The sequence below is a fragment of the Curtobacterium sp. 320 genome (genome assembly GCF_031455235.1).
GTDB lineage: Bacteria > Actinomycetota > Actinomycetes > Actinomycetales > Microbacteriaceae > Curtobacterium.
Genome location: NZ_JAVDSI010000007.1, coordinates 63,693 through 90,179 on the forward strand (window position 1 = coordinate 63,693; position 26,487 = coordinate 90,179).

Below are 26,487 nucleotides of genomic sequence, written 5' to 3' on the forward strand. Positions count from 1 at the left end.
GCGCGTCACTGTGGGGGACGCTCGCGCCCGGCGCACTCGATACAGTTGCATCGAGCATGCCTCACGGATGAGGCGGGAGAGGACCATCGTGCCGACTGTAGAACCACTGACTCTTCAGCAGACGATGCTGCATGAGATCCCTCGCGGTCGCCGGCAGGACAAGGGCGGGGCTGAGCCGTTGTATTCCTCAGCTCCGACGCCACTAAACCCCGCGACGGATCGTTTCATTCGGGAAGAGATGCTGCAGCCAGCATTCGCGTTCGCACGAGAGATTGTCGCAACCGACAAGTACGGCAGCCCGGTACCAAATCTGGTGCGAGCTGCACTTGAGAATCCTAACCTCCTTGCTGACAACTCGAAGCAAATCGCCGACTGGATGCATCGCAAGCAGACAAATGGTAGCTCTGCTGGCGTATTTCTGGCAGCCCTCGCTAAAGCTAGTACCGGTGATCGTTTCGTCATTCTGAAGGCTGAGCACCAGGAAGGCGTCCGCTTGAACCACGAGACGAACGGCGAGAACGTTGTTTTTGAGGTAGAACATCTCACTGAACTCATCATGGGGCAAAACTCTCGAGTGTATAAAATCGGACTATTCTGGATTGATGCTCAGGATCAGCTTGTTGGCCTAATGGTGGACAAGCAGAACGGCGTTTCTTTTGCAGACTACTTCCTACAGCAATTTCTTGGATGTGAACTAAAGCATCGAGCGGAAGTGCAGACGGAAGAGTTCGTCAAGGCCGTCACCAAGTTCATCAACACGCCTGGAATGCCGGAAGAGAAGCGTGCGCGGTATGCGACGGCGGCCGTGGCCGTGCTTGAAAGTCCTTCTGCTCAATTAACACCGAGTTCCTTCATTTCAGAATTCCTGGATGCCGAGGACCGAGATGACTTCTCCCAGAGCCTCCCAAGTCAAATTCGTTCGTCGACATTTGCGAAAGACACTCGGTTGGTGCGAAGCCAAATTGGGGGATTGAAAGTGAAGACTTCGTCAGGCGTAACGATCACTGCCTCTAGCGAGGCCATGCAGAATGGAACTGTGGTTGTTGACCCGACTTCGGAGGACGGTCCCCGAATCATTGTGAAGGGCGAGGCGGACTCCTACCGCCTGTCACGTCCGCCAGTCTGATGGCGGACCCCGAGGACCTCGGATCGCGCTACCGAGATGCGAGGCCGTCACTGGATGAGGCGCTCGTGACGTACGAGCGCGACCTCAAGGAGGTCGTGTCACCGCTTCTGAGTGACTACGTGGTATCGGGGCGGGTGAAGACAGCACGCAGCCTCATTCGGAAGGCGCGTGCGGACCCGTCGAACCCCCGTTCTTGGACCTCTATCCAGGACAAGATTGGCCTGAGAATCGTCTGCTCGACGAATGAGGACGTTCGCTCCGCAGACGGGCTCATACAGCGAGGTCCGTGGCGCATCGTTGAACGCACCGTAAAGCGAGGCAAGCATGACCAGCTGTTTTATCCCGGTATCCACTTTATTTTGTCGGCGGCGAGTGTTGTTGATGACAAGGAAGAACTGATCCTGGCTGAGGTGCAGCTACGAACTCGTGCCCAGGATGCATGGTCAGTGGTGTCGCATAAGCTGCTGTACAAAGGGCTTGTAAAACCTCCCGGCAAGATGCGGCGAGTAATCGACAGGCTTACCGTTCTAGTGGAACTGTTTGATGACGAGGTCCAGCGGATGATTCGTAAGAGGAGGAAACTGCCTATGTACAGGCCGGCGCTCGCTCTCGAAGCGCTGGAACAGGAGTACGAGGATCTGAGCGGGGAGGTCACGCCCCCGTCCGTGGACGTAGTCTTGATGAATCTCCTATTGAGTGCCTATCCTTCGGACGCTGACCCCGTGGAGGATCTGGTGCACAAATTCTGTGAGTCAAATAGGTCCAGGATTAGTCTGTTGCTGAAGCAGCGTGCTCCTGAGGCTGCAGATTATGTGGACTCCCGCGACTGGCTTTACTCGCAGCCCGAAATTCTTGCTGTCCTCGAACGAGCGGAATCCAAGCCATATCTGCTTGCCAACGCAATCGCCAACACCGACTTCGAAGATGTGATCAGAAAATCCTGCGTGAGCGCGGGTGTTGTCTTGCCTCAGGGTGCCTGACTCTTGAGCGGCCGGTTGTCTTGACCTGACATAAGAGACCGCTATCGGCGCTTTAACGAGAACGGCCGGACTGTCAGTGTCGTGACGGTCCGGCCGGAGCTCCGGGCAAGCGGTGCTCGAGTGGAGCGTAGCCCGGAGGAGTGCGTTTCGGCCTAGTGTGCAGCTTCGTACGCGTCTCGAACGCCCCGGCCGTTCCGGCCATGGTTCGTGACATCGTGATCGTCGCAGCGACCCCACTCGCGTCGTCGGTTGCGGCGAACGCGCGATCGAAGGCAACGAGGGTGAGCGCGACGAGCGTTCCCTCGGAGGCGGCGCCGTCGCCGTGCTCGAGGGCAAGCGAGCTTGGAAGGCTCTCACATGAAAGCATTGCAACTGATGCATACAACGGGTGTACTGAGACCACACCATCGCTACACCCACACCAGGAGGACCCCCATGGCAGCCACTGAGACGCACGCTGAGCACACCGTGGCCGAGCACCAGCACGCAGCTGACTGCGGCCACGAAGCCGTCCAGCACGATGACCACGTCGACTATCTGCACGACGGCCACAAGCACGCCGAGCACGACGGCCACTACGACGAGCACTGAGCTCGCTTCAGCAGCGGCGCTCTCCCGGACGGGAGAGCGCCGCTGCTGTTGCAACGCATGTCCAAGTACTAATGTTTCCGTGTGACACCCCGAGCGAACCTCGAACCTGCAGCTGAGCTCTTCAAGGTGTTGTCGTCGGCATCGCGTCTGCACTTGTTGTGCTTACTCAGCGAGCAACCCACGTCGGTTGGGAACCTCGCGGATGCAGCTCAGCTCTCACAACCCCTCGTGTCACAGCACCTGCGAACCCTCCGCACCGCCGGGCTTGTCACGGTGGCCCGGCACGGGCGCGAAGCGGAATACTCCCTCGCTGACGCGCACGTCGCGCACATCGTCGCCGACGCCGTGACGCACACCCTCGAGGATCAGGCTCCTCACTCGTAACTGGGCTCGTGGACTGCTGCTCTGCCGGCAGCAGCAGCGGCCGCCGGCTCCCGACGGGGGCAGCCGTTATCGCTCACGCCGGGACGTTGATCGGGCACTGCTCAGTGGGTACGACTGGGTGGAAATGCTTCGTTGAACAGTGCTTCAAGCTGTGGTGTGCTGACTCCTGTTTCACCGCATCCGGTGACGGCGCCGTTGGAAAGTGCGACGAGATATGTCTTCCCATCAATGAACAGCGTGTCGGATCCGGTGGTGTCGTCCGGGATCTGGGTGAGCCTTTGCGTAGTACCTGGTGTGCCGGCGTAGACCTTCGAGACCTGCAGGGTTGCGGTGTCCCCGTCGAGCCGGGTGACGGTTCCTTCGAACGCGGTATCGTTCGCGCGGATCTGGTCGACGCTCAGCGTGGGGCACGCGGAAGGTGGGGTTTGCATCACTCCTGATCCGGTGTGCTCACCGGCTGGAGTCGTCACTGGGGTGAGAATCGCGAACGCGGCGGCGGCCGCAGCGAGCGTGGTCGTGGCCCCGCCGAGGAGCAGCCATCTGGGGCGGGTCGTCCGCGGACGACGCCGGCCGGTGGACGTGAGCGATTCGCCGCGTTCAGCGGCCGCGACGAGGCGACGGATGCGCGTGTCGTCGAGACGGGACGGGTGACGGTGAGGATCGGTGCGGCGAAGCGCAGCGCGCAGTTCGTCATCGTCGCGGATGTCCATCACACCGCTCCTTCCGTGGTGGTGCGCTGCGCGGGATCGATCTCCATCGACTCGAGGCGTGTGCGGAGGCGTTTCTTCGCCCGATGCAGCCGAATGGTTGCTGCGTTAACGGTAATCGTCAGCACGCTGGCGATCTGTGCTGGAGTGAGTTCTTCCCACGCCCAGAGCCGCAGGATCTCTGCGTCGGCGGGCCGGAGGCTTGTCAGCGCCTTCGACACCCGGTCATCGTCCTCGCCGGCGGAGTGCGTGTACGCGACCACCGGCGGATCAACGGTGGTGATCCGATTGACGAGCCGGTGCCGACGACGGGCAGCCCGCTCAGCGTCTCGGAGGCAGTTCCGCGCGGTCGTATAGAGCCACGGCAGCGGTTCGGACGGGATCACGTCGAAGCGGCGCCACACGACGAGCATCGTTTCCGCGAACACGTCATCCGCAGTGTCCGCATCGGTTCGACGGCGCAGGAACCGCAGCACCGCATCGCCGTGGGTCCGCACGAACACCTCGTACGCAACGGTTCGGCCAGGCGGGTGCACATGCAACATCATGGCCGACCCCCGGCCCAACCTTTCACCGGCCCGTGTCCAAGAAACTTCGCACCGTGTGAAAGCCCCCGAGAGGTACCGGCCATGTAGGTGACGACGGGCTGGAACACCAGCCCACTCGTCCTCAGCTCCGGACACGGAAAGGATCACCATGCCTCTACGGACAACCGCCCTCCTCACCGCTGCCGCGGCCACGATCGTCATCGTCGGAGGTGGCGCGAGCGCCGCGATCGCGTCGTCTCGATTCGACGAAGCGCTCCACCGCCACGGGAACGAACACGCAGACGTGCACACCACTCCCGATGTTTCTCGCACACACGAGCTCGGCGGCGTACCGGCTCCGCTGTTCCGCACGAAAGAGCAGCTCGAAGCCGGATCAGTGATCGTCCGCACCGGTGACGTTCTCATCGTGAGTAGTCCCGACGGAACCCAGTGGACGGGCGGATCGGCCGTCCCGGCGATCGCCCAGTTCCGCGCCGCTCAATTTTCCGATGGTGTCGATTTCAACGCCGGGTTCACCTTCACCAAGCCCGGGACCACGACCGCATGGGTTACTGACCGGTACGGCCACCGCACCACCTTCACCGTGACTGTGACCGACCGATGACCAACCGGCAGCCCGCCGCCACAGCCGGGGTTCAAGTCGCGGTTGCCTTGGCGGTGGTCGCTGTCACCGCTGCCACGTTGCTGCTCCTCGCTGCCCGCCCCGCGCACGCCGACGGGGCCGGGCCGTGCGCCGCGATGTTATCCGACCACGCCGAGACGATCTGCCATGTCATCGTGCACGTCTTCATGACCCCACCCCACCAGACCCTCACCTGACCACCCCGCTCCTGACCCCCCGCTCCACCGACGCTCTCGCGCCCCAAGCAGACAGGACCCCTCATGCGTTCCCCCCGCACGACCACAACCATCGCCGCGCTCCTTGTCGGAGCGGCCGCGGTCACGACCCTTGCCGGCTGCTCGATGCAGCCGCAGACCGTTGACCTGTCCAAGGCATGCGCCAGCATCGCGAAGGTCGATGGAAAGCTCGCCTGCACGGCGGCGTACACCACCGGCAAGGCTCTCCGTCTGCCCACCAGCGGTGCGGTGGTTGGCGCTGTCGGGCGCGACGGGAAGGCATTCCTGAGCGCTGACGGGAAGAAGCTGTCCATGAACAGCGCCGTGTCGAAGCAGATTTCAGAGAAAAATGCCTACGCGACCACCGTGTACGAAGCTGACGTTGTCGGATCCACAGTCACCGGTGTTCGTGCAGTGCTCAGCATCCCGAACTCCGTGATCCTCAGCAGCGTCTTCGGCGGCAAGATCCTCGCCGGCACTATCTCCCCCTACCGCGGATCCGGCCTCGGGTATGACGAACACGACACCCTCCCGGTCGCGATCCAGTTCGAGAAGCACACCGACGGCGACACCCTCACGGGCACGATCGTCAACGCGAACCACGCCACCCGCTTCGCTAACGGCACATGCATGCCCGCCCTATCAACCTATGGTGCGGAGAACCCCCTACGAGGCGGTTTCACGCCGCACGTCAGCATCGACCGCCAACCCTCGATGCACGCCGCGTTCGATGACGAACTCGAGCTCGCATGGGCATCCTCATCAAGCGGGATGGGACACGAGTTTTTCCCGTCCGTCGCGACCCTCATGGGGGCCGACCCCATTGGCGCCGTGTGGGAGGTCACCCAACACGGCACTCCGTCCGCCGGCCCGGGTCTCGATCTCAAAGTCACCACCGACGCCCTTACTCAAGCCGCATCCTGCGCATAACCGCCCACACGGTTCGACCCCATGTGGGCGCCCATCCACGAAATTGAGCGTCTACGGCCCCAGTGCGCGGGTAGACCGGTGCGATGAGCAATGGGGCCGGTTAGACAGGTTGGTGTGGTGCTGGCAGTCGCACCCGACCGGTGGCGACCGCCTCGGTCGCGCCGGGACGACCAGCACCACACCCAGTCCTCTTCACGAACGATGCTTGCTGTCTGGCTTCCGGTTTTGGAGGGTGGAGTCGGGCGAGCAGCACGGCATTCGGGTTGCCACGCTGCTCGCCCGCCTTCTGCTTGGCCAGATGGCACCAGGCCGTACCACCAGAAAATCCCGGGCGCCTCCGCCGCATATCTTGGCGCAACCGAACAGCCGCCCCCCGAGGGGAAAGCGGCCGTCCTATCGTCGTAGATCCTCAGTGTGCGGCGTCGTACGCGTCGCGCACTGCCTGACTGATGCGGCCGCGGCTCGAGACCTCATGTCCGTTCGCGTTTGCCCACTCGCGGATCTTCGCGAGCTCGTCGGAGTTGCCTCGCTTGGCTGTGCTGCCGGCGCTGGTGCGCGCTTGACGGCCGCTGCTGACCTTTCGAGCGGCAGCAACGTAGTCGGAGAATGCCTCCCGAAGCGTCTCGGCGTTGTCGTCGGAGAGATCGATCTCGTAGTGGTTGCCATCGAACGAAAAGGACACGGTACGGCCCTTGCCCTCCTCGATGGTGTCGCCGGTCAGGTCATCGACCAGGTGCGTGGTGACTTTCTGCGCCATAGGAACGCCGCCTTTCATTCGAGGGACTGCGCTTCTACTGTGGCATAGAAATTGGATCGACCCCTGCGCCATGAGGGCGACGATCAAACCTGGTTACGAGGCAGAATGGTCGTGATGACCAACACCACGCCGATCCCGTCCGGGTACGCATCAGCCCTCGCTGAACTGAAGCAGCAGGTGAGAAATGCGCGGTTCACTGCGCAGCGGCGAGTGAACACGGAACTCGTGCGGCTGTACTGGGGAATCGGCGCCACCATCCTGCAGCGGCAGGAGGCAGAAGGGTGGGGAAGCAACGTCATCGGCCGGCTTGCATCGGATCTGCGAGCCGAGTTCCCGGACATGAAGGGCTTCTCCCGCGCGAACCTGTTCTACATGCGCCGGCGGACGCGGTCGTCCAACAGGCTGTTGGACAACTGCCCTGGGGTCACATCACCGTGCTCCTCGACCGGCTCGATGATCACCACCTCCGCGACTGGTACGCCCACGAAGCAGCGACGCATGGCTGGTCGCGCAACGTCCTCGAGCATCAGATCAAGACCAGCGCTCACGCCCGGTTGCAGGCGGCACCGACGAACTTCCCGGCAACTCTGCCGGCGGGAGACTCTGACCTCGCGCAGCAGCTCACCAAGGACCCGTACGTGTTGGACTTCCTCGCCCTCGCCCTCGACGGCGACGCGAAAGAACGCCACCTCGAGCAAGCGCTCGTCGACCGGATCATCGACACGCTCCGCGAGCTCGGTGAGGGGTTCGCGTTCGTCGGCCGGCAGGTGCACTTCGACGTCGACGGCGACGACTTCTACGTCGACCTGCTCTTCTTCCACGTCGAGCAACTCCGCTACGTCGTCATCGAGCTCAAGACCGGGAAGTTCAAGCCCGAGTATCTCGGCCAGCTCGGCTTCTACGTCGCCCTCGTCGACGACCGCCTCCGCCGCACCCAGCATGCCGACACCGTTGGTCTGCTGCTGGTCGCGGACAAGAACGACGCTGTCGTCCGCTACTCCCTCGCGGGCCAGCAGAGCCCGGTCGGGGTTGCCAGTTATGACCTACTCCCGCCCGCGGCACGTGCGGCGCTTCCTTCAGAAGCTGATCTAGTTTCCGCCTTGCGGCCAGAACCGGACACGCTCCACGGCGAAGCGTGAGCACGGCCGAGAGTTGCCCGGGTCATGCGGCGCACACAGCCGATACCCCCCTGCCGCGCGCCGGCACACCAGCGTCGTGCCCTTACCTAACTTCGTGACGAGCTCACGCCGGTGATCAGGTTCATGGATCCCGCGTACCGCTGGAGCAGCATGACGTCACCGCGCCGCCGCCGTCGCCGTTGCCGTCGCCGTTGGCGCCGCCGGCCCGAGTTCCCGATGGCTCCAGGAGCTCCTTCGCCTGCTAAATCCCGATAGACCGTGATCGCCCGCTTGTGCCGCGGTCTGGCGAAGGGACGCCTAGTAGCGCTGCAGGGGCGTTCAGACGGTAGTTGCAGGGCTCACCGTGTACATCGGTACTGGGATCAGTCGACGATCCGCCGCACGCTTTGGCAGAAGCTGGCGGCGGCGACCCTGACCAGCACCTGCCCTTGACCGGGAACAGGTTGGTCCACTTCCTGGACGGAGGCTTGATTAACGTCGAGGAGACGGAACGCTTTCACGACAGGGCTCCTTGAGACTGCCTGCGCGCGACGTCGCGCCGCAGCGAGCACTGTGTGGAGATTGCCGGGCTCACCAGATGTCCGTGCCGCGTTCAATGGCTTCGGTGCCGCGATCGGCCCACAGGCACTGCCCGACGAGGAGGCCAGCGTCGGGGCTGGCGAGGAAGCGTGCGATCGCCGCGATCTCGGACGGCTGCGAGAGCACGTCCTCTGCCTGAGGGTGCATGTCAAGCAGCATGCGGGCGTGTTCCGGCGAGTCGAGCGTGCCCCGAGTCATGGGAGTTTCGATCAGTCCCGGCGCGATCGAGTTGATCTTGATCCCTCGCCCGCCCCACTCGGGTGCGACAGCGTTCTTCCGCATCCACTTCGCCGTCGCGGTCTTCGACGCCTTGTAGTAGAACGACTGCTCCGGCTCGTCTCCGAGCGCCTCGATGCTGTCAAGGTCGTGCTCGAGCAGCTGTCGGACAAGGCCATGATCGGCGGGGTAGAGCGACATCCGTGACGAGGTGACAACGACGCGGGGCTGCGGTGAGCGGACCAGGAGATCGTGGACGCCCTCGATGACGTCGACCGATCCGAAATAGTTCACCAGGAGCGTTGCCACGCTTCCGCTGCCCAGGCCCGCCCAGGTGACGATCCCGTCGAGGGTGTCGCCGGCTGCTTCACCGATCTTCGCAACCGCCTCGGTGCGCCCCTCCCGGGTGCTCAGGTCGACAGTGACATCTCCCTCGCGGAGATCGACTCGGATGACGCGGTCGCCGTCGGCCTCGATCGCTTCCGCGGTTGCAGCGCCGAGGCCGCTCGCGGCTCCCGTGACAGCAATGGTCCGAGACATGCTTGCTCCGTTCTGCGGCACCCTCGCCGCTTTGGTTTCCTTGGGAAACCATACGCCGGTGTTACCGTCGAGTCGTGCCCACGCCGGAACCTGTTACTGAGGATCCACTCCCAGAGCTCATCACCGCATTGCGCGCCTACACCGACCTCTGGCGCTCTCGAGCTCGACAGGAAGCCTTCAACGCGACGCTCCCGATTCCGCTCGACAGCACGGAAGGGTGGATCATCTGGCGCCTCGACGCGCAGCCGCCCGCTCGCGCGATCGACATCGTCAAAGCCACCGGCATCGGTAAAGCCGGCATCTCCAAAGCCTTGCGGCGCCTGGCTGACCAGCAGCTCGTCCGGCAGGAACCAGACCCCGACGACAGCCGCGCAGCACTGGTCCACCTCACCCAGCAGGGGCAAGACGTTGCCGCGGCGATGCGCGACGCGGCAACCGCCATGGTTCGAGCGTCCGTCGACGGGTGGACCACCGAAGAACAGCGCACCCTCACCGCCCTTCTTACCCGCCTCGTGAGCGCCCAAGGCGCCTCCTGATGTGACGCTTCCCGCGTGCAGGAGAAGGATGCTGAATCGGTTGTGTGCGCAGCGCAACTATAGTGGTCCGCAACATGACCCAGCATCGACAGCAATCCGAGCGCCGCCTCTACGAAGAAGTCAGCCGCCTGTGGAACCGCCACGTGACCGTCGCTGCCATCACCGAGGGTGACGAACGATCCGACACCCTCACCCGGCTGATCTTGAAGTCGATCGCGCTGAACGGCCCGGTCCGCTCCAGCGACGCAGCACGCGACACCGGGCTCTCCCGGGCAGCGATCAGCCGCCGGATCACCGCGCTCGAGGCGAACGGATTCGTATCCGCAGACACCGATCCAGCCGACCGACGCGCGTCGCTGCTGACGCTGACCGATGAAGGACAACGCCACCTCGACGAGCTGTCCCTGAGCGGCGCCGCGACGATTCGCGAGGTCACCAACGACTTCTCCGACGAGGACCTCGAGCGCTTCGCCGAGCTCCTCGGCCGGTTCAACACCAACGCCGCCGAGCGGCTCACCGCGACCGTGAGGAGCCAGCACGCATGACCGACACCGCAGTCACCCCCCTGTCCCGCCCGTCCCTTCGCGGCCGGTACCGGTCCTGGTACGAGACGCTGCCGCCAGCGCTGCAGATGATCGGACTGCAGCTGTGGCTGCCGATCTTCTTCGTCATCGCGTTCGTGTTCTGCTACCTCTTCGCCTTCCACGCCCCGGCGTTCCACCACATCCCGGTCGCCGTCGTCGGGCAGAGCCAGATCACCGGACCGACCGCAGCAGCAATCCGCACCTCGGCCGGCGACACGGTCAACATCTCGACCATCAGCACGCTCGAGCAGGCGCGAACAGCCGTACGCGATGGCAGCATCGCTGCCGCCTACGCCCCCGACCCGAGCACAGGCCGGGCGACGATCGTGGTCGCGAGCGCGGCGAACTATCAGCTCTCCACCTTCGCCCAACAGTTCTTCGGCTCCGTCGCTACCGCGTCAAAAGCCACCGTCACCATTGACGATCTGGCGCCGCTGCCGAAGGCGGACGCGTTTGGGACGTCGTTGTTCTACCTGACGTTGCTGTGCACCATCGCCGGGTACATGGTCGCGATGTTCGTCGGGATGATGGGCGGGGGACTCCGACACTGGCAACGCTTCACCGTCATCGCCGCCGGCAGCGTCATCCTCCCGCTCGTCGCCGTCGTCCTGGTCCGGTTTGTCGTGCACGCGGTCGAGGGGCACTTCTGGATGCTGTGGCTCGTCGGCGCGTCGACGAGCTTCGCTGTGGGATGCGTCGTGAACGGGTTGGCGTACTTCCTCGGCAGGTTCGTCACCGGAGCGGCGCTGCTGGTGTTCGTGTTCGCGAACGTGCCCGCCTCCGGCGGCGCGTACGCGGCAGAGCTGCTGCCGCAGCCGTTCCAGTTCCTCCACGACTTCGTCACCGGCACCGCAACCGTCGACCTCTTCCGGCGCACTGTCTACGACGTCGGCCCCGCGTCATGGCAGGGCTGGCTGCTGCTCGGCTGCTACGCTGCCGCCGGCGTCCTGCTGGCATTGGTTGGGCGCCCGTACTTCATCGCGAAGGCCCGCCGGCACCGCAGGGCCGGGAAGCGCTCCATGATGGCCTCCGCACAGATCGCCTCACTGACCCACGCCGGCTACGTCACCCCCGTCGATGACTGGACCACGATCGGCCGCGACGCGAACGCGTCGACGCACGCCGCTGACACCGAAGCCCCGCAGACGCACGGCGGAGGCGGTGGGGTTCTCGTGCAGCAGGAGCGGCGACCCCACACGCCGCATCATGACGTGCCGAGTGTCGCGCCATCAGTCGGGAGCGGGCTCCTGATCACCGCGACAGCGTCCGCGGAATCCGGTCCGGTGGAAGTCACCGTCCATGTCAGCGGCGACGGGCCTGCGCACACGGACCGGCACACACACCGCCGACACCGGCACCCGGCCCACCGTCAACGCGACGACAGCAGCGACGCCGACCACACGGCAGAAGAAGCCGACGGCGACGCCGTGGCAGCGGAAACCGGCGTCCTCGGTTAGCCCACGCCGACGCCGGTGCGGCACGAGCGAGCGAGCTCGGGCCGGGCCGTCGCGAGGCGCTCAGTGTGCTTCGTGCCCACGCGGCGGGGCCCTCCTTCTACCGAACGCAACAGCAAACGGCCCGTCGCCTATCGGGCGAGCGGGCCGTCTGCTGCTGCCGGAGGTGCTCAGGCCGCCTGGAGGACGAACTGCACGTCGAGGTTGATGGTGACGTCGTTGCCGAGCGTGAAGCCACCGGCCTAGAGTGCGGCGTTCCAGTTCACACCGAACTCGGTGCGGTCGATCTTCGCCGTCGCCTCAGCGCCGAGCTTGACCTGGCCGTAGCCGTCGGTGGTGACGCCGCCGAACTCGGTCTTCAGGGTCACGTCCTTGGTGACGCCGCGGAGGGAGAGCTTGCCGTCGATGAGTATGTCGTCGCCGTCCTCGCGGATGCCGGTCGACACGAAGGTCATCTGCGGGTGCTCCTCGGTGAGGAAGAAGTCACCGGTGGCGAGGTGCTGGTCGCGCTGCGCCTGGTTGGTGTTGATGCTGGCGACGTCGATCGAGGCCTCGAGCTTGGTGTCGAGCGGGTTCTCGGCGGTCACGAGCGTCGCGTCGAAGCGCTCGAACGAGCCCTTGACCTTGCTGATGGCGAGGTGACGGACCGAGAAGGTGACCTCGGAGTGCGTCGGATCGATCTTCCAGGTGCCGGTCTGGTAGCCGGGGATGGCGGAGGCGGTGAGCGTCATGGTGTGTCCTTCGATCGGAAGAGGGTGGGTGCTGTCTAAGGCAGCGGGGCGCCGCATCTAGATGACGTGTCACCAAACGGGCGGTCGGCGCGGCGTATTCCCGATGTTGCGGACGCTCCGGATGTCATCCCTCACCGGGGACTCACTCCGAGACCTCGCGTTATCGCGGCGAGAGGATCCGGCCTTCGCTCCACGCGTTGCCTACTCTGTCGCCCAGCGTGAAATACCCTCGGCTGAATGAGTCGAAGAAGATCATGCCAAGCTGTCCCGCATCAACTCGGCCGCTCGCGTCGAGTATTGATTCATCAACGGAGACGTTGGCGATGCGCCCGATCACCGTGTGGATGTGCTTCTCGTACAGGACCTCGACCAACTCGCACTCGATGACGAGCGTGCTGCCGTCGATGATTGGCGCGTTGACATGCTTGGCCTTGTGGACTGTCAAGCCCGTCTTGGCGAACTTGTCAGGCACCTGGTACCCCGAGTGGATGCCGAAGAAGTCGGCGTAGGGCATCAGCTGCTCTGTGGCAAGCGTCACCGTGAAGGCTCCCATTGCCTCGATGTTCCGATGGGTCTTCTTGTTGGTGTTGATGTTGAGGTTGATGTAGCCGCCGTGGTTTAGTGCGCCCCAGTGGGAGTTCATGAAGTTGACCCTGCCGGCCTCGTCGTAGGTGCCGATCATGAACAGTGGCGTGGGGTGCCCGTAGCCGAACTCTCGGGCGGTCAGGTCTTTCATGGTGCTCATCTCAGATGATTCCTCTCTCGACATGGTGAGTCGTTTCCGTGGGCGCTGCGATTGGTCACCCGAAACGCCGCTCAGGATGCACGGGCTCGACATGAGCGCCCATCCCCGTTGAAGGGGGAGTTGCGGAATCGCTGGGTCAGCGCACGTGCTCGCCAGCGTAAACATTGACATCAATGTCAAGGTCAAATCGGCGTCGATCGAGAGGAGCGGCGGGCAGGACCGGAGGGACTGCCACGAAGAAGCGCACCGTCACGCGTGCTGCGGTGCTGCGGTGCTGCGAGGAGAGGAGGGCGTGCGTCGGCACGACGTCGGCATTCAACAGCTGCACGCGCTGCCTGATGTCGTGTCAGTGGCCGAGCATGCGGCGCCACCCGGAGCGGGTTGACGCGTCAGTGGTCGGGCGCTCCGTTGCCCTGCCGGCGGTCGGAGTCGAGCCGCCCGAGGACGGGTCAGGCGAGTGCGGGGCTGAGGAGGTCGGCGTGCTCGGAGCGCAGGAGGTATTCGGTGACCGCGTCGCGGCTCTTCTCGAGGCACACGATCCGGTTCTCGACTACCCGCAGTTCACGGGCGAGTTCTTCCGCCGCGGCGCGACCGCCGGGGGACTCTCGCGGCCCGGGGTCGGGTGCTTCGATGTCGAGGACGATCTTGATCATCCGGGTGGACAAGCCTGCTTCCACGAGCGCACGCACGTGGCGCGCGTGCTCGACCTGCTCGTCCGTGTAGTCCCGGTACCCGTTCGATGACCGGGACGCCTGGATGAGGCCCTGCTGTTCGTAGTAGCGGAGCATCCGCGCCGGTGCTCCGACCGCTTCCGCCGCGTCGCTGATCTTCATGCTGTTCGACTCTTCCACTGGTTCCGACTTGACCTTGACAGTGATGTCAAAGTTTAGCCTTCCTGGCGTACCGGTTCCCGACAGTCGGGAGTCGGGAGGAAGGAACACATGTCAGCGCGCAGCTGGGACGGCACGTCACGGAAGATCCTCGTCATCGGAGCGGGAGAGCTCGGGATGCCCGTCCTTCGAAACCTCGCCCGCCGGGCACCTGCGGTGCAGGGCTCGACGATCGACGTGCTGCTGCGGAGCACAACGCTTGACTCGACCGTCCCAGCGAAGCAGCGCGACGTCGCCGAGATCCGCCAGCTCGGCATCGGCATCATCCGCGGCGACCTGGTGGAGAGCAGCGTCGAGGACCTCGCTGCGATCTTCCGCGACTACGACACCGTCATCGGCTGCACCGGCATCACCGCCGGCCTCGACACCCCGATGAAGGTCGCGCAGGCCGCACTCGTGGCGGAGCTGCCGCGGTACTTCCCGTGGCAGTTCGGCGTCGACTTCGACGTCATCGGCCGGGGCAGCCCCCAGGACATCTTCGACTCCCAGCTCGACGTCCGTGACCTGCTCCGCTCGCAGCACGACACGGAGTGGGTGATCATCTCCACCGGCATGTTCATGAACTACCTCTTCGACGCCGACTCCGGCATGGTCGACCTGCCGAACACCACCGTGAACGCCCTCGGCACGGCGGACACCGCCGTCACGGTCACCACTCCGGAGGACATTGGCGCCCTGACCGCGGAGATCGTGTTCACCGAGCCGCGGATCCGCGACGAGATCGTCTACGTCGCCGGCGACACGATCACCTACGGCCAGCTCGCGGAGACCCTCGAGACGGTCCTCGAGCGTCCGTTCGAGCTGCGGGTGTGGTCCGAGTCGACGCTGATGGCGGAGCTCGCGGCTGACCCGGAGAACATGACTCGGAAGTACCGGGCCGCGTTCGCGCAGGGACGCGGCGTCGCGTGGCCGAAGGCCGAAACGTTCAACGCGCGGCGGAACATCCCGACCACCACGCTTGCCACCTGGATCGCCCAGAACCTCGGCACTGCGACGACGGCGGAGAGCTCCTCGCACCGATGATCTTGCGGAAGTACGCGCACCCGACTGTGCTCCTCGAAGAGAACGGCAAATCGCTGCTCATCGACCCAGGGACCTTCACCGCCGCGGCACCGGAGCTGATCCGTGCCGCGGCCGCGGTGCTGATCACCCACGAGCACCCGGTTCATGCGGACGTCGACCTCGTCACCGCCGCCCTCGATGGCCAGCCCACCCTGACTGTTTGGGCACCAGCGAGCGTCGCTGCTCTCCTGCCCGATCGCCCGGACCGCGTCCGCGTGGTCGCTCCAGGCGACAGCGGCATCGTGGCCGGGTTCCGCGTGGCGGTCGTCGGCGGTGCGCACGCCATCATCCACCCCGACCTGCCGGTGTCGGCGAACGTCGGCTACATCGTCGAGGAGAACGTGTACCACCCGGGGGATTCGTACTTCGTTCCAGACGAGCCGGTCCGAACCCTGCTCGTGCCCATGTCGGGACCCTTCGCGCATCTGGAGAAGATCATCGACTTCATCCGCGCTGTGACCCCCGCCGGGTGCGTGTTCGCCTCAGCCGGGTTCGTCGGGATAGCGCGAGGAGGCCCGCGCCGGCGTATCCCTGGAGTAGACCCCTCAACGCTCGACCTTGGCGTCGTTCCGTAATGACGCAGCCGCCGATCGAGTATGCGCGGAGGGTGCTGCTTGCGATGCTGGCGTCAGCTTCGCGGCTTCGCGGCCTCGATGTCCGTGACCGGCTGACGGCCGATCGGACCGTTCTCGCGCTCGGCAGCAGGGACGGTCCGCACGATCTCGTCAGGCCGAGGAGCTGTGCGCCGGACTGCTGCTGTGGCTGACGCCCGCCATCACCTCGGTGAGCGCCGTTGGTGCATCATGGTGGAACTGTCGGAACACTGCGTCTGGGAAGTGTGGTCCGACGACGACCATGTCGCCGTCCCCGACACGGTCGGCGATGGCACGCCGTGTGTCGACCGCCTCGGCGGGTTCGTGATCGCCCACCCACACCACGTCGGGGTGGATCAGCTCGCCCGGGCAGTGCACAGCGTCGCCGACGATCAGCGCGCGACAACGACTTCCCTGGACTGCGAAGGCGACGTGTCCCGGTGCGTGTCCGGTCGAGGAGATCGCCGTGACACCGGCCACGGGTTCGGAGCCGTCCTCGAGCTGTCGGCGAGGTAGTCCGCGTTCGGGAACGTCGAGATGCCGTCGGCGTGTTCGTTCCCGATCCATCCGACGTGGTCGGCATGCAGGTGCGTCAGGAGCACGGCATCGATGTCCGTGGATTGGACGCCCAGCTTGCGGAGTTCGTCGAGCAGCGTGCCGCCTCGCATGAAGGCATCCCGGGCGGTTCCGGGGCGGACGAGCGGGATAGTCCGGTTGCCGATGCCGATGCCGATGCCGATGCCGGTGTCGACGAGGACCTTCCGGTCCGGGGTGCTGATCAGGACCGCGCCGATGCTCAGGACCAGCATGCCGTCGTCGTCGACGACGTCGAGGTCGTCGGACAGCATCGCCTCGTGGCCGCTGGGGTACGCAAGCGCTGGCTCGGCGCGGAACTCGCCGTCCGGAATGTAGGTCAGGGTGATCCCACCGAGATCGAGAGTGCTGGTGAGGGCGGGTGTTGCGGACAAAGGGACTCCTCGTCGGGAATGATCGGAGTGGGTTGGCCGTGACCGCTGCCGCGCTGCTCGCCCTGCTCGTCTCCGCCGGAGGCGGTCTCCTCGCAGTCGCCGTGCTCGCACGGAGCTGACCGTACGAGGGGGCAACGTGATCCGACTGCGAGTGCCCGGTCGCTCGGCGCACAAGCCGGCGCTGTTCGCGGGCGCGTCAGAGCTCCCGCCTCCGGTACACCCGCATGGCGATCCCGGCGGAGACGAGCAGCACGAGTACCGCAGCGAAGACGAGGGCCACGAGCCACAGTGGGGGTACGAGCACGTCGATCGACCTCGGAGTCGCGAACCACCCACTCCGGCCGACGATGGTCCCGGCGACGGCGATAATCCCGACCGGGATGTAGATCATCGGCCGTCCGCGGGTGAAGCCGAGGGCGAAGAACCAGGGCAGTTGCACGGCGTACGCGACGCCGACGCATGCGAGCGACGCGAGGAGCATCGTGCCGACGAGTGGCCATCCGAAGTCCTGGTGTCGAACAACTCGCATGACGAGGGTGGTTGCGGTGCCGACCCCGATCGCTGTTAGGGCGAACACGGTCATCGAGCAGTACCGGCCAAGGACCACCGCGGTCCGGCCGATTGGGGCGATGCCGTAGAGGGTGTCGAGTCGTCCGCGTTCGTCGCCCTGGAACGGGATGGACGCGGAGACTGTCGCAACGACCGCGCCGATCGCGATCCCGAAGCCGGGTACGGGAAGCGTGACGCAGAAGACGACGGTGAACAGGAGCGGCAGCAGGACGCGCAGCGGCTGGGTGAGTGCCATGGTGCGCAGGTCGAACCGGGCGAACTGGAGTACGGCGGTCATGCGGACACCTTCTGATGTGCGCGCGAGTCTTGGGCGACGTGCACGACGACATCGTCAGTGCTCGCCCGGTCAATGACGACGTCCGGTCCGAACCAGGCGGTGTCACGGGAGCGTATGAGGCCTTCCCATCGCCCGGTGGAGTCGCGGCGCAAGCCGATCGTTGACGGTCCTGCGGCTTCGGGGAATGGTCCTGCTCCGCGGACGACGGCGAACGCGTCATGGAGCTCGTCGACGCCACCTTCGTAGGCGACTGCGCCGCCAGCGAGCACGACGAGGTGGTCGGCGAGGTCGTCGAGTTCCTCGGTGATGTGCGTCGAGAAGAGCACCGTGTGGCCCGGGTCGAGAACGAACTCTCGGATCGTGTCCGCAAGTTCTCGCCGGGCGACCGGGTCGAGGCCGCTCGACGGTTCGTCGAGTACGAGTAGCTCGGGATCATGCGCAAGCGCCATCGCGAGGGACAGCTTCACGGTCTGCCCGCGTGAGAGGCCGCCAACGCGGTTGCCGACTGGCACGTCGAACCGGTCGAGCAAGTCGCGGAAACGACGGTCGTCCCAGCGCCGGAAGAGCAGGCCGACGTACCGCCCGACCGATCCGACGCGCCACTCGGGCGCGGCGGTCGCCTGGTCGAGCACCACCCCGATCCGGTCGTGGACCGCGGCGTCCGCAGGGTACCGGTTGCCGAACAGTGTGATGGATCCGCGGTCGGCTCGTACAAGGCCGAGCACGGTCTTCACGAGGGTGGTCTTGCCGGCGCCGTTCGGACCCACGAGTCCGGTCACGAGCCCGGTGGGAGCAGTGACGTCGACATCGTGGAGCGCGAACGCCCCTTGCTGCTTGTGGAGCGAACGGACCGCGACGGCGGCGTCGATCAGGTTCGGTTCCATGCGTCCTCAACCTTCTTTCGGATGTCGTTGATGCTCATGTGAGCCGCTCGAGCTGCTTGGACGAGTTCGTTGGTGGCGCTCTCGACCCGTCCAGCGAGTGCCGTCCCCGCGAGGTCGGCGTCGACCTCGCGCACAACGAAGCCACGTCCGTGTTCGTTTCGGACGAGCCCCTCGGCGACGAGGTCGTTGTAAGCACGGGTAATCGTGATGACACTCACCCGCAGTTCCAGCGCCAGTTGCCGAAGTGATGGCAGGAGCGCACCCTCGGCGAGCTCACCGGCGTGCACCGCGTTACGGACCTGGGTTTTGATCTGCTCGTACATCGGCACCGAACTCGTGCTCGACAAGATGATCCGCACGCCACTCCTGACAGACTGTGTATGTACACCAGCACAGTACGGCCATGCCTGAGCCTGGTCAAGTGCCGGGACTCGATGGCTCGCGACGTGTGTCAGGGTGACGTCAGTGAGGTGTGAGTGGTCTCTGCGAGCGTCGGTGACACCGATCGAAGGAGCAAGCATGAACTACTACAGCGATCACCGTGTCCTCGTGACCGGCGCCAATCGCGGCCTCGGGGCAGCGTTCGCGAGCGCGCTCGTAGAGCTCGGAGCGTCGAAGGTCTATGCAGCCGCTCGCAATCCGCGGGCACCTCAACCGGCGGGCGTCACCCCGGTGCGTCTCGATGTCACCGACCGTGGCCAGGTCGTGACACTCGCCCGAGAGCTCTCGGATGTGACCATGGTGATCAACAACGCGGGTATTCATCGGCGGGCGACGCTGTTCGATGACGACGCGATCGAGGTCGTCGACTCCATGCTGCGGACAAACCTGCTCGGCATGCTCGCCGTGACTGCCGCCTTCACCCCAGCTTTGATCGCGCACGGGAGCGGCGTCATCGCCAACGTCCTGTCGGCCGGTTCCTGGCTCGCCGGTCCGGGCAACATGGCGTACGCGGTCTCGAAAGCGGCAGCGCTGTCGCTGACCAACAACACGCGAGCCGAACTGGCGTCGCAGCGCGTGCAGGTGACCGCGATCCACGCAGGATTCATCGACACCGACATGATGGCCGACTTCCCCGGCGCGAAGCTCGACCCCCGTTCGGTTGCCGACGCAGCACTGGCCGCCATCGCCGCTGGCGAGCAAGAGATCCTCGTCGACGAGATGTCTCGAGCAGCGAAAGCCGCGTCGATCGCGCCCGTACCCCGATTCTGACGGTTCGCTCACCCCTCCCAAGGCGCCGGCTAGGCAGTCCAGCTCAAACGAAGGCGACAACGCTTCGGTCGTTCATCCGCTCTTGCGGCGCGCATCGAGACAGATCGTATCTGTGCAGCTCAGTGCGGGCGGTGGTGCTCGATCGCCGGCATGAAGCAGTCGTCGACGATTGCTTGGACCCGCGCGGCACTTGGGGGTGCAAGGTTCATCAGCAGGTCCAGTCGGACGAGAGCAAACGGCATCTCGAGCACGATGTCCGGGGTAGCTCGGAGATCGATCTCACCGCGATCCGACGCACGCTGGTAGAGCGGTCGATCGCGCCCCGATCGGTGCGGACCCATGAGGCGGTCACGCACCTCGCTCGGGGTCCTCACTCCGGCGACGGTGAGTCCCGCGTACGCCGCGGCCATCGTGATTGCGTAAAACTCAGCCCGCGCGGATGCTGCCGCGGTGAGCTCGGCCACGAGGTCGCCGCGGAGCGAGCCGGTGTCCTCGACCGAAACCGGGTGCGTCACCCGACGGTGCTCGATCGCAGCGACGACCAGGGCATCCTTGTTAGGCCATCGGCGGTAAAGGACCGGTTCGCTCGTCCGTGCACGGCGAGCGATGGTGTCCATCGTCAACCGCCCGTACCCGACCTCCACGAGCTCAACCCAAGCTGCCTCGAGGATCGCATCGACGAGCTCCGTACCCCGACGGCGCTTGCCCGGGTTCGCTTCAACCATTCGGCCAGTTTAGAAAGCTTTGACTTCCTTCTCAAAGGCGTACTACGTTTATTAGATAGCTTTTACTATCTCTGGAGTTCCTATGGGTGAAGTAACGACCGCGGTGCTCATCGTCGGTGCCGGGCCGACCGGTCTGACGCTCGCGTGCCAACTCGCACGCTGCGGCGTGCTCTTCGAGATCATCGAGGCGTCCCCGGGGCCGCACGCCGGATCGAGGGGCAAGGGCTTGCAACCTCGATCGTTGGAGGTCCTCGAGGATCTCGGGGTTGTGGAGGCGGTCCTCTCGGACGCCCAGGTCATGCCGATGCTCGCGATCGCACCGGACGGTTCGACGAGTCGCGTCGACGAGGTTCCGCAATCGCTGCTCGGCCGATCCGACATCCCCTACCCAGCGAGCGTGATCACGCCGGAGTGGCGTGTCGAAGGAGCTTTGCGCGACCTGCTCGGGGGACTCGGACACACGGTGCGTTTCGGGACGACGTTCGACTCGTGCGCCGAGCAGAGCGACGGCATCATCGCGACGGTCTCCAGCGGGGGAGGCACCGGAACTATCCGGGCGCGTTGGCTCGTCGGCTGTGACGGCGGACACAGCGTGATTCGGAAGCAGTCCGGTATCGCCTTCGTCGGGGAGACCCGCGACGACGTCCGCATGCTGGTGGCGGACGTGAGGGTCGACGGGCTTGATCGTGGCTCCTGGTACATGTGGCGGTCAGAGGGAGAGATGGCCTCGCTGTGTCCGCTGCCGTCGACGGACCTTTTCCAGTTCCAGGCCGGCATCGAGCCCGGCGTCGAACCGGACCTCAGTGTCCAGAACCTCCAAGCCGTCCTCGACCGTGTATCCGGCCGCGGCGATGTACGAATTGTCGATGCTCCCTGGACGTCGGTATGGCTGGCGAACACACGGCTGGCAGAGCGCTACCGCCACGGTAGGGTCTTCCTTGCTGGGGACGCTGCACACATCCACCCGCCGGCTGGTGGTCAGGGAATGAACACTGGGATCCAGGATGCAACGAACCTCGGCTGGAAGCTCACGGCGGTCGAAGCCGGTGCCAGCGCGAACCTGCTCGCAACGTACGAAGCGGAGCGCCGGCCGGTCGCGGAACGTGTGCTGTCGATGTCCAACCGTCGGATGAATGCCGTGATCCGCGACAAAGCCCTGCCCGCCAGCCGGGACAGCAGCACGATCCAGCTCGACATCTCCTACCGCGATTCCCCACTCGCTCGCGACGACCGGAACGGGCAGGGGGTCCTTCGCGCCGGGGATCGTGCCCCCGACGCGACTGGACTCACCGCGAGGGACGGTTCCGTGCATCGGCTGTTCGAACTCACGGCGGGTGGGACCTGGACGCTCTTGCCCTTCGGCGGCGCACCTTTGGGGGCCGTCGACGGCGTCACCGTGATCGATGTGGACGACAGCGACGGGTCCCTCGCTGCGGCATACGGCGCGACGGACGGCACGCTCGTGCTCATCCGCCCGGACGGCTATGTCGCGCTCATCTCCGACGCCGGTGAGATGGGCGCGGTCGGCGCCTACCTCGACGACCTCCGCGCAGGGATCCTGGCGTGAGCCGCTCCCCCGAAACGGTCTCCACGGCGCTTGGACCCGTCGAGATCGAAGAACACGGCGAGGGCGTGCCAGTGTTGGTCCTCCACGGCAGTCCCGGCGGGGTGGACGGCGCACGGATGATGGGCAGGTTCCTGCCCGCGGAACGCTTCCGGACCATCGCTCTGTCCCGGCCGGGGTACCTCAACACGCCGCTGCCCCCTGATGGCACATCGATCGATCATGAAGCTGACCTCCTCGCGGCCGTGCTCGATGCCCTCGCCATTGATCGCGCCGGAGTGTTCGCGTGGTCGGGTGGGGGGCCCTCCGCCTACCGTCTCGCCGTCCGACACCCCAATCGCGTAACGTGTCTCGTCCAGGTCGCGGCCGTCAGTGGCCGGTGGACCGCTCCGCAATACTCGCCGTCCGATGCGTTCCTCTTCGGAACCAGGGTTGGCAACTGGATGGTTCGCCTCCTCAGCCGCCTCGCCCCCGCGCAGATCGTCGGTGGGGCCCTTGCCGGTGAGGGCTCTGTCCGAGGTGATGACCTCCAGGCGCTCACCAGGAGCGTCATGGCGGCCCCGGACCAGCGGCGTGCGGTCTTGGAGGTAGCACGCACCATGAGTTGGAGCGGACCGCGTCGAGCCGGATGGGACAACGACGTCGCCAACTACAGGGCGATCGATTCCCTCGAGCTCGACCGCATCTGGTGCCCAGTGCTCCTCATTCACGGCGACGCCGACACCGACGCCATCCCGCAATACAGCCTCGACGCACACAACACGATCCCTGACAGCACCCTCGTTGTGATGAAAGACGGCACACACCTCGCCTTCTACGCACACCCCAATGCCCCGCAGGTGCAACGACGAGCCCGGCAGTGGTTCGCTGATCACGCCTGAGGGGGTTAATCGGCCTGATGCCCGCCGACGTCCTAGCCTCGGCCACCCTGGTCGGGCCGCGGGGCCTGACCAGTGGTTTACTCAGGAGCAGATCTTGCACCAAGAAGCTGTCGTCGCAGCAGTAGCTCCGGGAATAATCGCTGACGCGCTCGAGCAAGAACTTAAATTCAGCAAGAACAGTGGCCTGACATTCAAACGCGGCAAGGCAGACGGGCCGGCCGAGCCGGACCCGTTGGTGGAGCCCGACGACATGGCCATGGTTGCTCCGCCGTGCCACCCCTGGGAGCCGGTCAAGGTACCCGAAGATGCTTCCATGCCGATTCACTGCGTCCTCTGCGGACAAGCTTTCACCGTTTGATGGACTGACATAAGAGCGCCCTATCGGCACGAACTAGAACAGCCGACCACCCGCGGGTGATCGGCCGTTCTGTGCCGGGAGCTCTGTCAGTGTGCGGCGTCGTAGGCGTCTCGTACGGCCTGGCTGATGCGTCCGCGACTGGACACCTCGTGGCCGTTCGCGTTCGCCCATTCGCGGATCCTCGCGAGATCCTCCGAGTTGCCGCGCTTCGGACCGTTGCCGGCGCTGGTACGACCGGAGCGGCCACTGACCTTTCGGGCTGCTGCGACGTAGTCGGACAACGCTTCGCGGAGTGCGTCGGCGTTGTCGTCGGTGAGGTCGATTTCATAGTGGGTGCCGTCGAATCCGAAGGCGACGGTGCGGCCCTTGCCTTCTTCGATGGTGTCGCCGGTGAGGTCGTCGACGAGGTGCGTAGTGACTTTCTGCGCCATAAGGAGGCCGCCTTTCGCTCTGGGGATCAGATCCACCCTGGCATAGCAGATCCCGGAGAGCGCTTTGTTGCTCCTTCTTCCCGCATGGTGGTCGGGTTCTTCCCGCATGGTGGTCGGGCAGACTGAGTAGTGATGTCTGACTCGTCGCCAGCCGTATCCGGGTATGCCGCCGCTCTTACCGAACTGAAGCAGCAGGTTCGCGCCGCCCGGTTCACCGCGCAGCGCCGCGTGAACACGGAGCTCGTCCGTCTCTACTGGGGGATCGGCGCGACCATCCTGCAGCGCCAGGGTGATGAGGGGTGGGGCAGTAACGTCATCGGTCGTCTCGCGACGGATCTGCGTGCAGAGTTTCCGGAGATGAAAGGGTTCTCCCGCGCGAACCTGTTCTACATGCGCCGATTCGCGGGGGAGTGGACGGCGGACGCAGTTGTCCAACAGGCTGTTGGACAACTCCCGTGGGGACACATCACGGTCCTGCTTGACCGGCTCGATGACCACAAGCTCCGCGACTGGTACGCCGGCCAGGCGGCTGCACACGGTTGGTCGCGAAACGTGCTCGAGCACCAGATCCGCTCCGCAGCGCACACGAGGCTGCAGGCGGCGCCGACGAACTTCGCCGACGTCTTCCCACCGGGGGAGTCAGATCTGGCGCAGCAGATCACGAAGGACCCGTACGTGCTGGACTTCCTCGCCCTCGACGGGGACGCAAAGGAACGCCACCTCGAGCAGGCCCTCGTGGACCGCATAATTGACACCCTCCGCGAGCTCGGGGAGGGGTTCGCGTTCGTTGGCCGGCAGGTGAACTTCGATGTTGACGGCGACGAATTCTACGTCGACCTGCTGTTCTTCCACGTCGAGCAACTCCGTTACGTGGTGATCGAACTCAAGACGGGGAAGTTCAAGCCCGAATACCTCGGCCAGCTCGGCTTCTACGTGGCCCTCGTCGATGACAAACTCCGCCGGCCCCAGCACGCCGACACCGTCGGGCTGCTCCTCGTCGCGGACAAGAACGACGCTGTGGTGCGGTACTCACTTGCCGGGCAGCAGACACCAATCGGCGTCGCCAGCTACGACCTCCTGCCACCGTCCGTGCAAGCGGCGCTCCCGACGGAAGCGGAACTGTCGCAAGCGCTTCGCGGGTCCGCTGAGGACGCTAGTTTCGGATCCAGCAACCCGTCCGAGGACGAGGGATAGCAGGGCGTGCAGGGTGCTACCCGGGGCCGTCACTCGCAGCTGCGAGGAGGGGCACGATCACGTCGCTGATGGGCGTGGGCACTCCGAGTGCTCGCCCCTTTCGCTGGACTACGCCGTTGCGGACGTCCCACTCGAGGGGCCGGCCGGCCTCGCGGTCGGTGAGGATGGAGGTGCCGTGGTCCTCCGGGGCCGTGCGGAAGCCGGCCAGGATCTGGTCGGGGACGTCGTCGGCGAGCTCGGCGCCGTCGGCTCGCGCGACCTCGAGCCCCTCGCGCAGGTACCGGAGTGCGAGGACCTGGACGTCCGGCCGTCGGAAGACGCCGGAGCGGCGCGTCATGAGCGCCATCAGCCCGGCGGCTGCGTTCTGCAGGAGCTTCCGCCAGGCGACGGTGGAGAAGTCCGCGACCAGCTCGACCGAACAGCGGTCCCCGTCCAGCAGGTTCGCGACGAGCTCGGCCGCGGGGCCCGCAGGCAGGGTCAGCCGGGCCGGACCGAGCAGTCGCACCGAGTCGTCCTCCTCGCGGACGGCAGGGAACCAGACGACCGCGGGCAGGACCGTGCTCGTGGGGACGAACGGCCGGACCGAGTCGGCCTGCTCGATCCCGTTCTGCAGCACGCACACGATGGTCTCCGGCGTGCAGAGCGCCCGCAACCACTCGCGTGCCTCGGCCGTCTGGGTCGCCTTGACCGCGAGGAACACCACGTCGACCGGGGCGACGACCGACGACGTGTCGGTCAGCACCGGCCCGGGGACCATGACGGGTCCGTCCCCACCGACGAACCGGAGTTCCGCACGCGCGGAGCGACCCGCGAGCACCGGCGTCGACCCACGGGCGTGGAGCACGGCCGCGATCGTCGTCCCGATCGCGCCCGGGCCGATGACGGCGACGCGGGGACGGGCGGCAGCGGACCCGCCACCGCTCGGCGACGTGGGCGTCACGCCGTCACCTCGCGGTGCCACCGGAACCGTTCGACGACGCGAGCGAGAGCCGGTCGTTGCATCGCCAGCGCGTACACCGCAGAGCCGACCGCACCCCCGAGGACGTTCGAGGCCAGGTCGTTGACGTCGGCGATGTGCCCGCCGTGCGCGAACCGCGCCGTGAGGAACTGCGTCACCTCGACGGCAGCGCTGATCCCCGCCGTGACGGCGATCGTGCGTGCCCAGGTCGGCCGCGCGAGCATCAGCGAGACGAGGATCCCCAGCGGCACGAACACCAGTGCGTTGGTCACCGCGTCGCCGACCTCGTACCCGACGACCGGCACCAGGTTGAGCGGGAGCGGATCGGGACCGTCGGAGCGCGGCCACGCCAGGAAGATCGGGAACACCGTGTTCGCGGCGACACCGCCGGAGTAGAGGGCCGCTGCTGCCGCGACGGCGCCCCGTGCCGGTGTGAGCCGTCCGCGACGGTGGAGCCCCCAGAGCAGGAGCGCGAACAGGACGACGGCCATCGGGACGACCGCCGGGAGCATCGGGACCCTGCCGAACATCGACTC

General features: G+C 65.6%; 32 protein-coding genes and 1 pseudogene. 17 read left to right on the top strand and 16 right to left on the bottom strand.

Annotated elements, in window-relative coordinates; genetic code table 11:
- Positions 1–88: 88 nt before the first annotated feature.
- The 4 genes from J2X60_RS10975 (at position 89) to J2X60_RS10990 (ending at position 3,081) form a co-directional block, all read left to right on the top strand.
- Positions 89–1,126, top strand: a complete 1,038-nt coding sequence (locus J2X60_RS10975) for a nucleoid-associated protein (RefSeq protein WP_309887394.1) — start codon at positions 89–91, stop codon at positions 1,124–1,126.
- A gap of 65 nt (positions 1,127–1,191) precedes the next feature.
- On the top strand, positions 1,192–2,106 hold the full coding sequence (locus J2X60_RS10980; RefSeq protein ID WP_309887395.1) for a RelA/SpoT domain-containing protein: 915 nt from the start codon (positions 1,192–1,194) through the stop codon (positions 2,104–2,106).
- A gap of 435 nt (positions 2,107–2,541) precedes the next feature.
- On the top strand, positions 2,542–2,697 hold the full coding sequence (locus tag J2X60_RS10985; protein WP_204621140.1) for a zinc transporter permease: 156 nt from the start codon (positions 2,542–2,544) through the stop codon (positions 2,695–2,697).
- A gap of 81 nt (positions 2,698–2,778) precedes the next feature.
- Positions 2,779–3,081 carry a metalloregulator ArsR/SmtB family transcription factor gene (locus J2X60_RS10990; RefSeq protein WP_309887396.1) on the top strand — a complete coding sequence of 101 codons (303 nt, stop codon included), beginning with the start codon at positions 2,779–2,781 and terminating at the stop codon, positions 3,079–3,081.
- A gap of 101 nt (positions 3,082–3,182) precedes the next feature.
- Here the strand turns inward: J2X60_RS10990 and J2X60_RS10995 are convergent, their stop codons facing one another.
- Together J2X60_RS10995 and J2X60_RS11000 are read right to left on the bottom strand one after the other, a co-directional pair.
- Positions 3,183–3,791, bottom strand: a complete 609-nt coding sequence (locus J2X60_RS10995; RefSeq protein WP_309887397.1) for a hypothetical protein — start codon at positions 3,789–3,791, stop codon at positions 3,183–3,185.
- Positions 3,791–4,537, bottom strand: coding sequence for a sigma-70 family RNA polymerase sigma factor (locus tag J2X60_RS11000; RefSeq protein WP_309887398.1), 747 nt, complete (start codon positions 4,535–4,537; stop codon positions 3,791–3,793). The genes J2X60_RS10995 and J2X60_RS11000 overlap by 1 nt, the downstream gene beginning before the upstream one ends.
- Positions 4,538–4,619: 82 nt before the next feature.
- On the opposite strand from J2X60_RS11000, the gene J2X60_RS11005 reads away from it, so the two are divergent.
- From J2X60_RS11005 to J2X60_RS11015, 3 genes are all read left to right on the top strand, one after another.
- Positions 4,620–4,940, top strand: coding sequence for a hypothetical protein (locus J2X60_RS11005; RefSeq protein WP_309887399.1), 321 nt, complete (start codon positions 4,620–4,622; stop codon positions 4,938–4,940).
- On the top strand, positions 4,937–5,155 hold the full coding sequence (locus J2X60_RS11010; RefSeq protein WP_309887400.1) for a hypothetical protein: 219 nt from the start codon (positions 4,937–4,939) through the stop codon (positions 5,153–5,155). Before J2X60_RS11005 ends, J2X60_RS11010 begins: the two co-directional genes overlap by 4 nt.
- A gap of 63 nt (positions 5,156–5,218) precedes the next feature.
- Positions 5,219–6,103 (top strand): hypothetical protein, encoded by an 885-nt coding sequence (locus J2X60_RS11015; RefSeq protein WP_309887401.1) that lies wholly within the window; start codon positions 5,219–5,221, stop codon positions 6,101–6,103.
- 409 nt (positions 6,104–6,512) lie between these two features.
- On the opposite strand, the gene J2X60_RS11020 is transcribed toward J2X60_RS11015, so the two are convergent.
- Positions 6,513–6,860, bottom strand: a complete 348-nt coding sequence (locus J2X60_RS11020; protein ID WP_309887402.1) for an Lsr2 family protein — start codon at positions 6,858–6,860, stop codon at positions 6,513–6,515.
- A gap of 114 nt (positions 6,861–6,974) precedes the next feature.
- On the opposite strand from J2X60_RS11020, the pseudogene J2X60_RS11025 reads away from it, so the two are divergent.
- Positions 6,975–7,999 (top strand): annotated as a pseudogene (locus J2X60_RS11025) (YhcG family protein).
- A gap of 362 nt (positions 8,000–8,361) precedes the next feature.
- Here J2X60_RS11025 and J2X60_RS11030 read toward each other — a convergent pair.
- Both J2X60_RS11030 and J2X60_RS11035 read right to left on the bottom strand, forming a co-directional pair.
- A complete protein-coding gene (locus J2X60_RS11030) occupies positions 8,362–8,499 on the bottom strand; it encodes a hypothetical protein (protein ID WP_309887403.1) in 138 nt (45 codons plus the stop codon).
- 70 nt (positions 8,500–8,569) lie between these two features.
- Positions 8,570–9,334, bottom strand: coding sequence for an SDR family oxidoreductase (locus tag J2X60_RS11035; protein ID WP_309887404.1), 765 nt, complete (start codon positions 9,332–9,334; stop codon positions 8,570–8,572).
- Positions 9,335–9,408: 74 nt separating this feature from the next.
- On the opposite strand from J2X60_RS11035, the gene J2X60_RS11040 reads away from it, so the two are divergent.
- From J2X60_RS11040 to J2X60_RS11050, 3 genes are read left to right on the top strand one after another with little or no spacing between them, the layout of a single operon-like run.
- Positions 9,409–9,870: a MarR family winged helix-turn-helix transcriptional regulator gene (locus tag J2X60_RS11040; RefSeq protein ID WP_204621124.1), complete on the top strand. Its 462-nt coding sequence runs from the start codon at positions 9,409–9,411 to the stop codon at positions 9,868–9,870.
- Positions 9,871–9,914: 44 nt separating this feature from the next.
- Positions 9,915–10,415 (top strand): MarR family transcriptional regulator, encoded by a 501-nt coding sequence (locus tag J2X60_RS11045; protein WP_309887405.1) that lies wholly within the window; start codon positions 9,915–9,917, stop codon positions 10,413–10,415.
- Positions 10,412–11,911 carry an ABC transporter permease gene (locus J2X60_RS11050; RefSeq protein ID WP_309887406.1) on the top strand — a complete coding sequence of 500 codons (1,500 nt, stop codon included), beginning with the start codon at positions 10,412–10,414 and terminating at the stop codon, positions 11,909–11,911. Before J2X60_RS11045 ends, J2X60_RS11050 begins: the two co-directional genes overlap by 4 nt.
- A gap of 239 nt (positions 11,912–12,150) precedes the next feature.
- On the opposite strand, the gene J2X60_RS11055 is transcribed toward J2X60_RS11050, so the two are convergent.
- The 3 genes from J2X60_RS11055 to J2X60_RS11065 all read right to left on the bottom strand — a co-directional run bounded on the left by J2X60_RS11055 (position 12,151) and on the right by J2X60_RS11065 (position 14,217).
- Complete coding sequence (locus J2X60_RS11055; RefSeq protein WP_309887407.1) at positions 12,151–12,639, bottom strand: YceI family protein; 489 nt, start codon at positions 12,637–12,639, stop codon at positions 12,151–12,153.
- A 160-nt stretch (positions 12,640–12,799) separates the two neighbouring features.
- Positions 12,800–13,384 (bottom strand): flavin reductase, encoded by a 585-nt coding sequence (locus tag J2X60_RS11060; RefSeq protein ID WP_309887408.1) that lies wholly within the window; start codon positions 13,382–13,384, stop codon positions 12,800–12,802.
- A 449-nt stretch (positions 13,385–13,833) separates the two neighbouring features.
- A complete protein-coding gene (locus J2X60_RS11065) occupies positions 13,834–14,217 on the bottom strand; it encodes a MerR family transcriptional regulator (protein ID WP_309887409.1) in 384 nt (127 codons plus the stop codon).
- Between the two features lie 108 nt (positions 14,218–14,325).
- Here J2X60_RS11065 and J2X60_RS11070 point away from each other — a divergent pair, with 108 nt between their 5' ends.
- Together J2X60_RS11070 and J2X60_RS11075 are read left to right on the top strand one after the other, a co-directional pair.
- Positions 14,326–15,297: an aromatic alcohol reductase gene (locus J2X60_RS11070; protein ID WP_309887412.1), complete on the top strand. Its 972-nt coding sequence runs from the start codon at positions 14,326–14,328 to the stop codon at positions 15,295–15,297.
- Positions 15,294–15,911: an MBL fold metallo-hydrolase gene (locus J2X60_RS11075; protein ID WP_309887414.1), complete on the top strand. Its 618-nt coding sequence runs from the start codon at positions 15,294–15,296 to the stop codon at positions 15,909–15,911. Before J2X60_RS11070 ends, J2X60_RS11075 begins: the two co-directional genes overlap by 4 nt.
- A 410-nt stretch (positions 15,912–16,321) precedes the next feature.
- On the opposite strand, the gene J2X60_RS11080 is transcribed toward J2X60_RS11075, so the two are convergent.
- The 4 genes from J2X60_RS11080 to J2X60_RS11095 form a co-directional block, all read right to left on the bottom strand.
- Positions 16,322–16,897: an MBL fold metallo-hydrolase gene (locus J2X60_RS11080; RefSeq protein ID WP_309887416.1), complete on the bottom strand. Its 576-nt coding sequence runs from the start codon at positions 16,895–16,897 to the stop codon at positions 16,322–16,324.
- Positions 16,898–17,093: 196 nt separating this feature from the next.
- A complete protein-coding gene (locus J2X60_RS11085; protein ID WP_309887418.1) occupies positions 17,094–17,744 on the bottom strand; it encodes an ABC-2 transporter permease in 651 nt (216 codons plus the stop codon).
- Positions 17,741–18,628: an ABC transporter ATP-binding protein gene (locus J2X60_RS11090; protein WP_309887420.1), complete on the bottom strand. Its 888-nt coding sequence runs from the start codon at positions 18,626–18,628 to the stop codon at positions 17,741–17,743. Before J2X60_RS11090 ends, J2X60_RS11085 begins: the two co-directional genes overlap by 4 nt.
- The gene (locus tag J2X60_RS11095; protein ID WP_309887422.1) at positions 18,613–18,987 is read right to left on the bottom strand and encodes a GntR family transcriptional regulator; all 375 of its coding nucleotides are present in this window, start codon (positions 18,985–18,987) and stop codon (positions 18,613–18,615) included. Before J2X60_RS11095 ends, J2X60_RS11090 begins: the two co-directional genes overlap by 16 nt.
- 160 nt (positions 18,988–19,147) lie before the next feature.
- Between J2X60_RS11095 and J2X60_RS11100 the strand changes: the two genes are divergently transcribed.
- Positions 19,148–19,840 carry an SDR family NAD(P)-dependent oxidoreductase gene (locus J2X60_RS11100; RefSeq protein ID WP_309887424.1) on the top strand — a complete coding sequence of 231 codons (693 nt, stop codon included), beginning with the start codon at positions 19,148–19,150 and terminating at the stop codon, positions 19,838–19,840.
- A gap of 119 nt (positions 19,841–19,959) precedes the next feature.
- Here the strand turns inward: J2X60_RS11100 and J2X60_RS11105 are convergent, their stop codons facing one another.
- Positions 19,960–20,565: a TetR/AcrR family transcriptional regulator gene (locus tag J2X60_RS11105; protein ID WP_309887426.1), complete on the bottom strand. Its 606-nt coding sequence runs from the start codon at positions 20,563–20,565 to the stop codon at positions 19,960–19,962.
- 82 nt (positions 20,566–20,647) lie between these two features.
- Here J2X60_RS11105 and J2X60_RS11110 point away from each other — a divergent pair, with 82 nt between their 5' ends.
- Positions 20,648–22,132 carry an FAD-dependent monooxygenase gene (locus tag J2X60_RS11110; protein ID WP_309887428.1) on the top strand — a complete coding sequence of 495 codons (1,485 nt, stop codon included), beginning with the start codon at positions 20,648–20,650 and terminating at the stop codon, positions 22,130–22,132.
- Positions 22,129–23,010, top strand: coding sequence for an alpha/beta hydrolase (locus tag J2X60_RS11115; protein ID WP_309887430.1), 882 nt, complete (start codon positions 22,129–22,131; stop codon positions 23,008–23,010). The genes J2X60_RS11110 and J2X60_RS11115 overlap by 4 nt, the downstream gene beginning before the upstream one ends.
- Before the next feature lie 444 nt (positions 23,011–23,454).
- Here the strand turns inward: J2X60_RS11115 and J2X60_RS11120 are convergent, their stop codons facing one another.
- The gene (locus J2X60_RS11120; protein ID WP_309887661.1) at positions 23,455–23,799 is read right to left on the bottom strand and encodes an Lsr2 family protein; all 345 of its coding nucleotides are present in this window, start codon (positions 23,797–23,799) and stop codon (positions 23,455–23,457) included.
- Between the two features lie 132 nt (positions 23,800–23,931).
- Here J2X60_RS11120 and J2X60_RS11125 point away from each other — a divergent pair, with 132 nt between their 5' ends.
- Entirely contained in the window at positions 23,932–24,993 is a 1,062-nt protein-coding gene (locus J2X60_RS11125; RefSeq protein WP_309887432.1) for a PDDEXK nuclease domain-containing protein, read from the top strand.
- Between the two features lie 16 nt (positions 24,994–25,009).
- Here the strand turns inward: J2X60_RS11125 and J2X60_RS11130 are convergent, their stop codons facing one another.
- Complete coding sequence (locus J2X60_RS11130) at positions 25,010–25,933, bottom strand: oxidoreductase (protein WP_309887434.1); 924 nt, start codon at positions 25,931–25,933, stop codon at positions 25,010–25,012.
- Positions 25,930–26,481 carry a VanZ family protein gene (locus tag J2X60_RS11135; protein WP_309887436.1) on the bottom strand — a complete coding sequence of 184 codons (552 nt, stop codon included), beginning with the start codon at positions 26,479–26,481 and terminating at the stop codon, positions 25,930–25,932. Before J2X60_RS11135 ends, J2X60_RS11130 begins: the two co-directional genes overlap by 4 nt.
- Between the last annotated feature and the right edge of the window lie 6 nt (positions 26,482–26,487).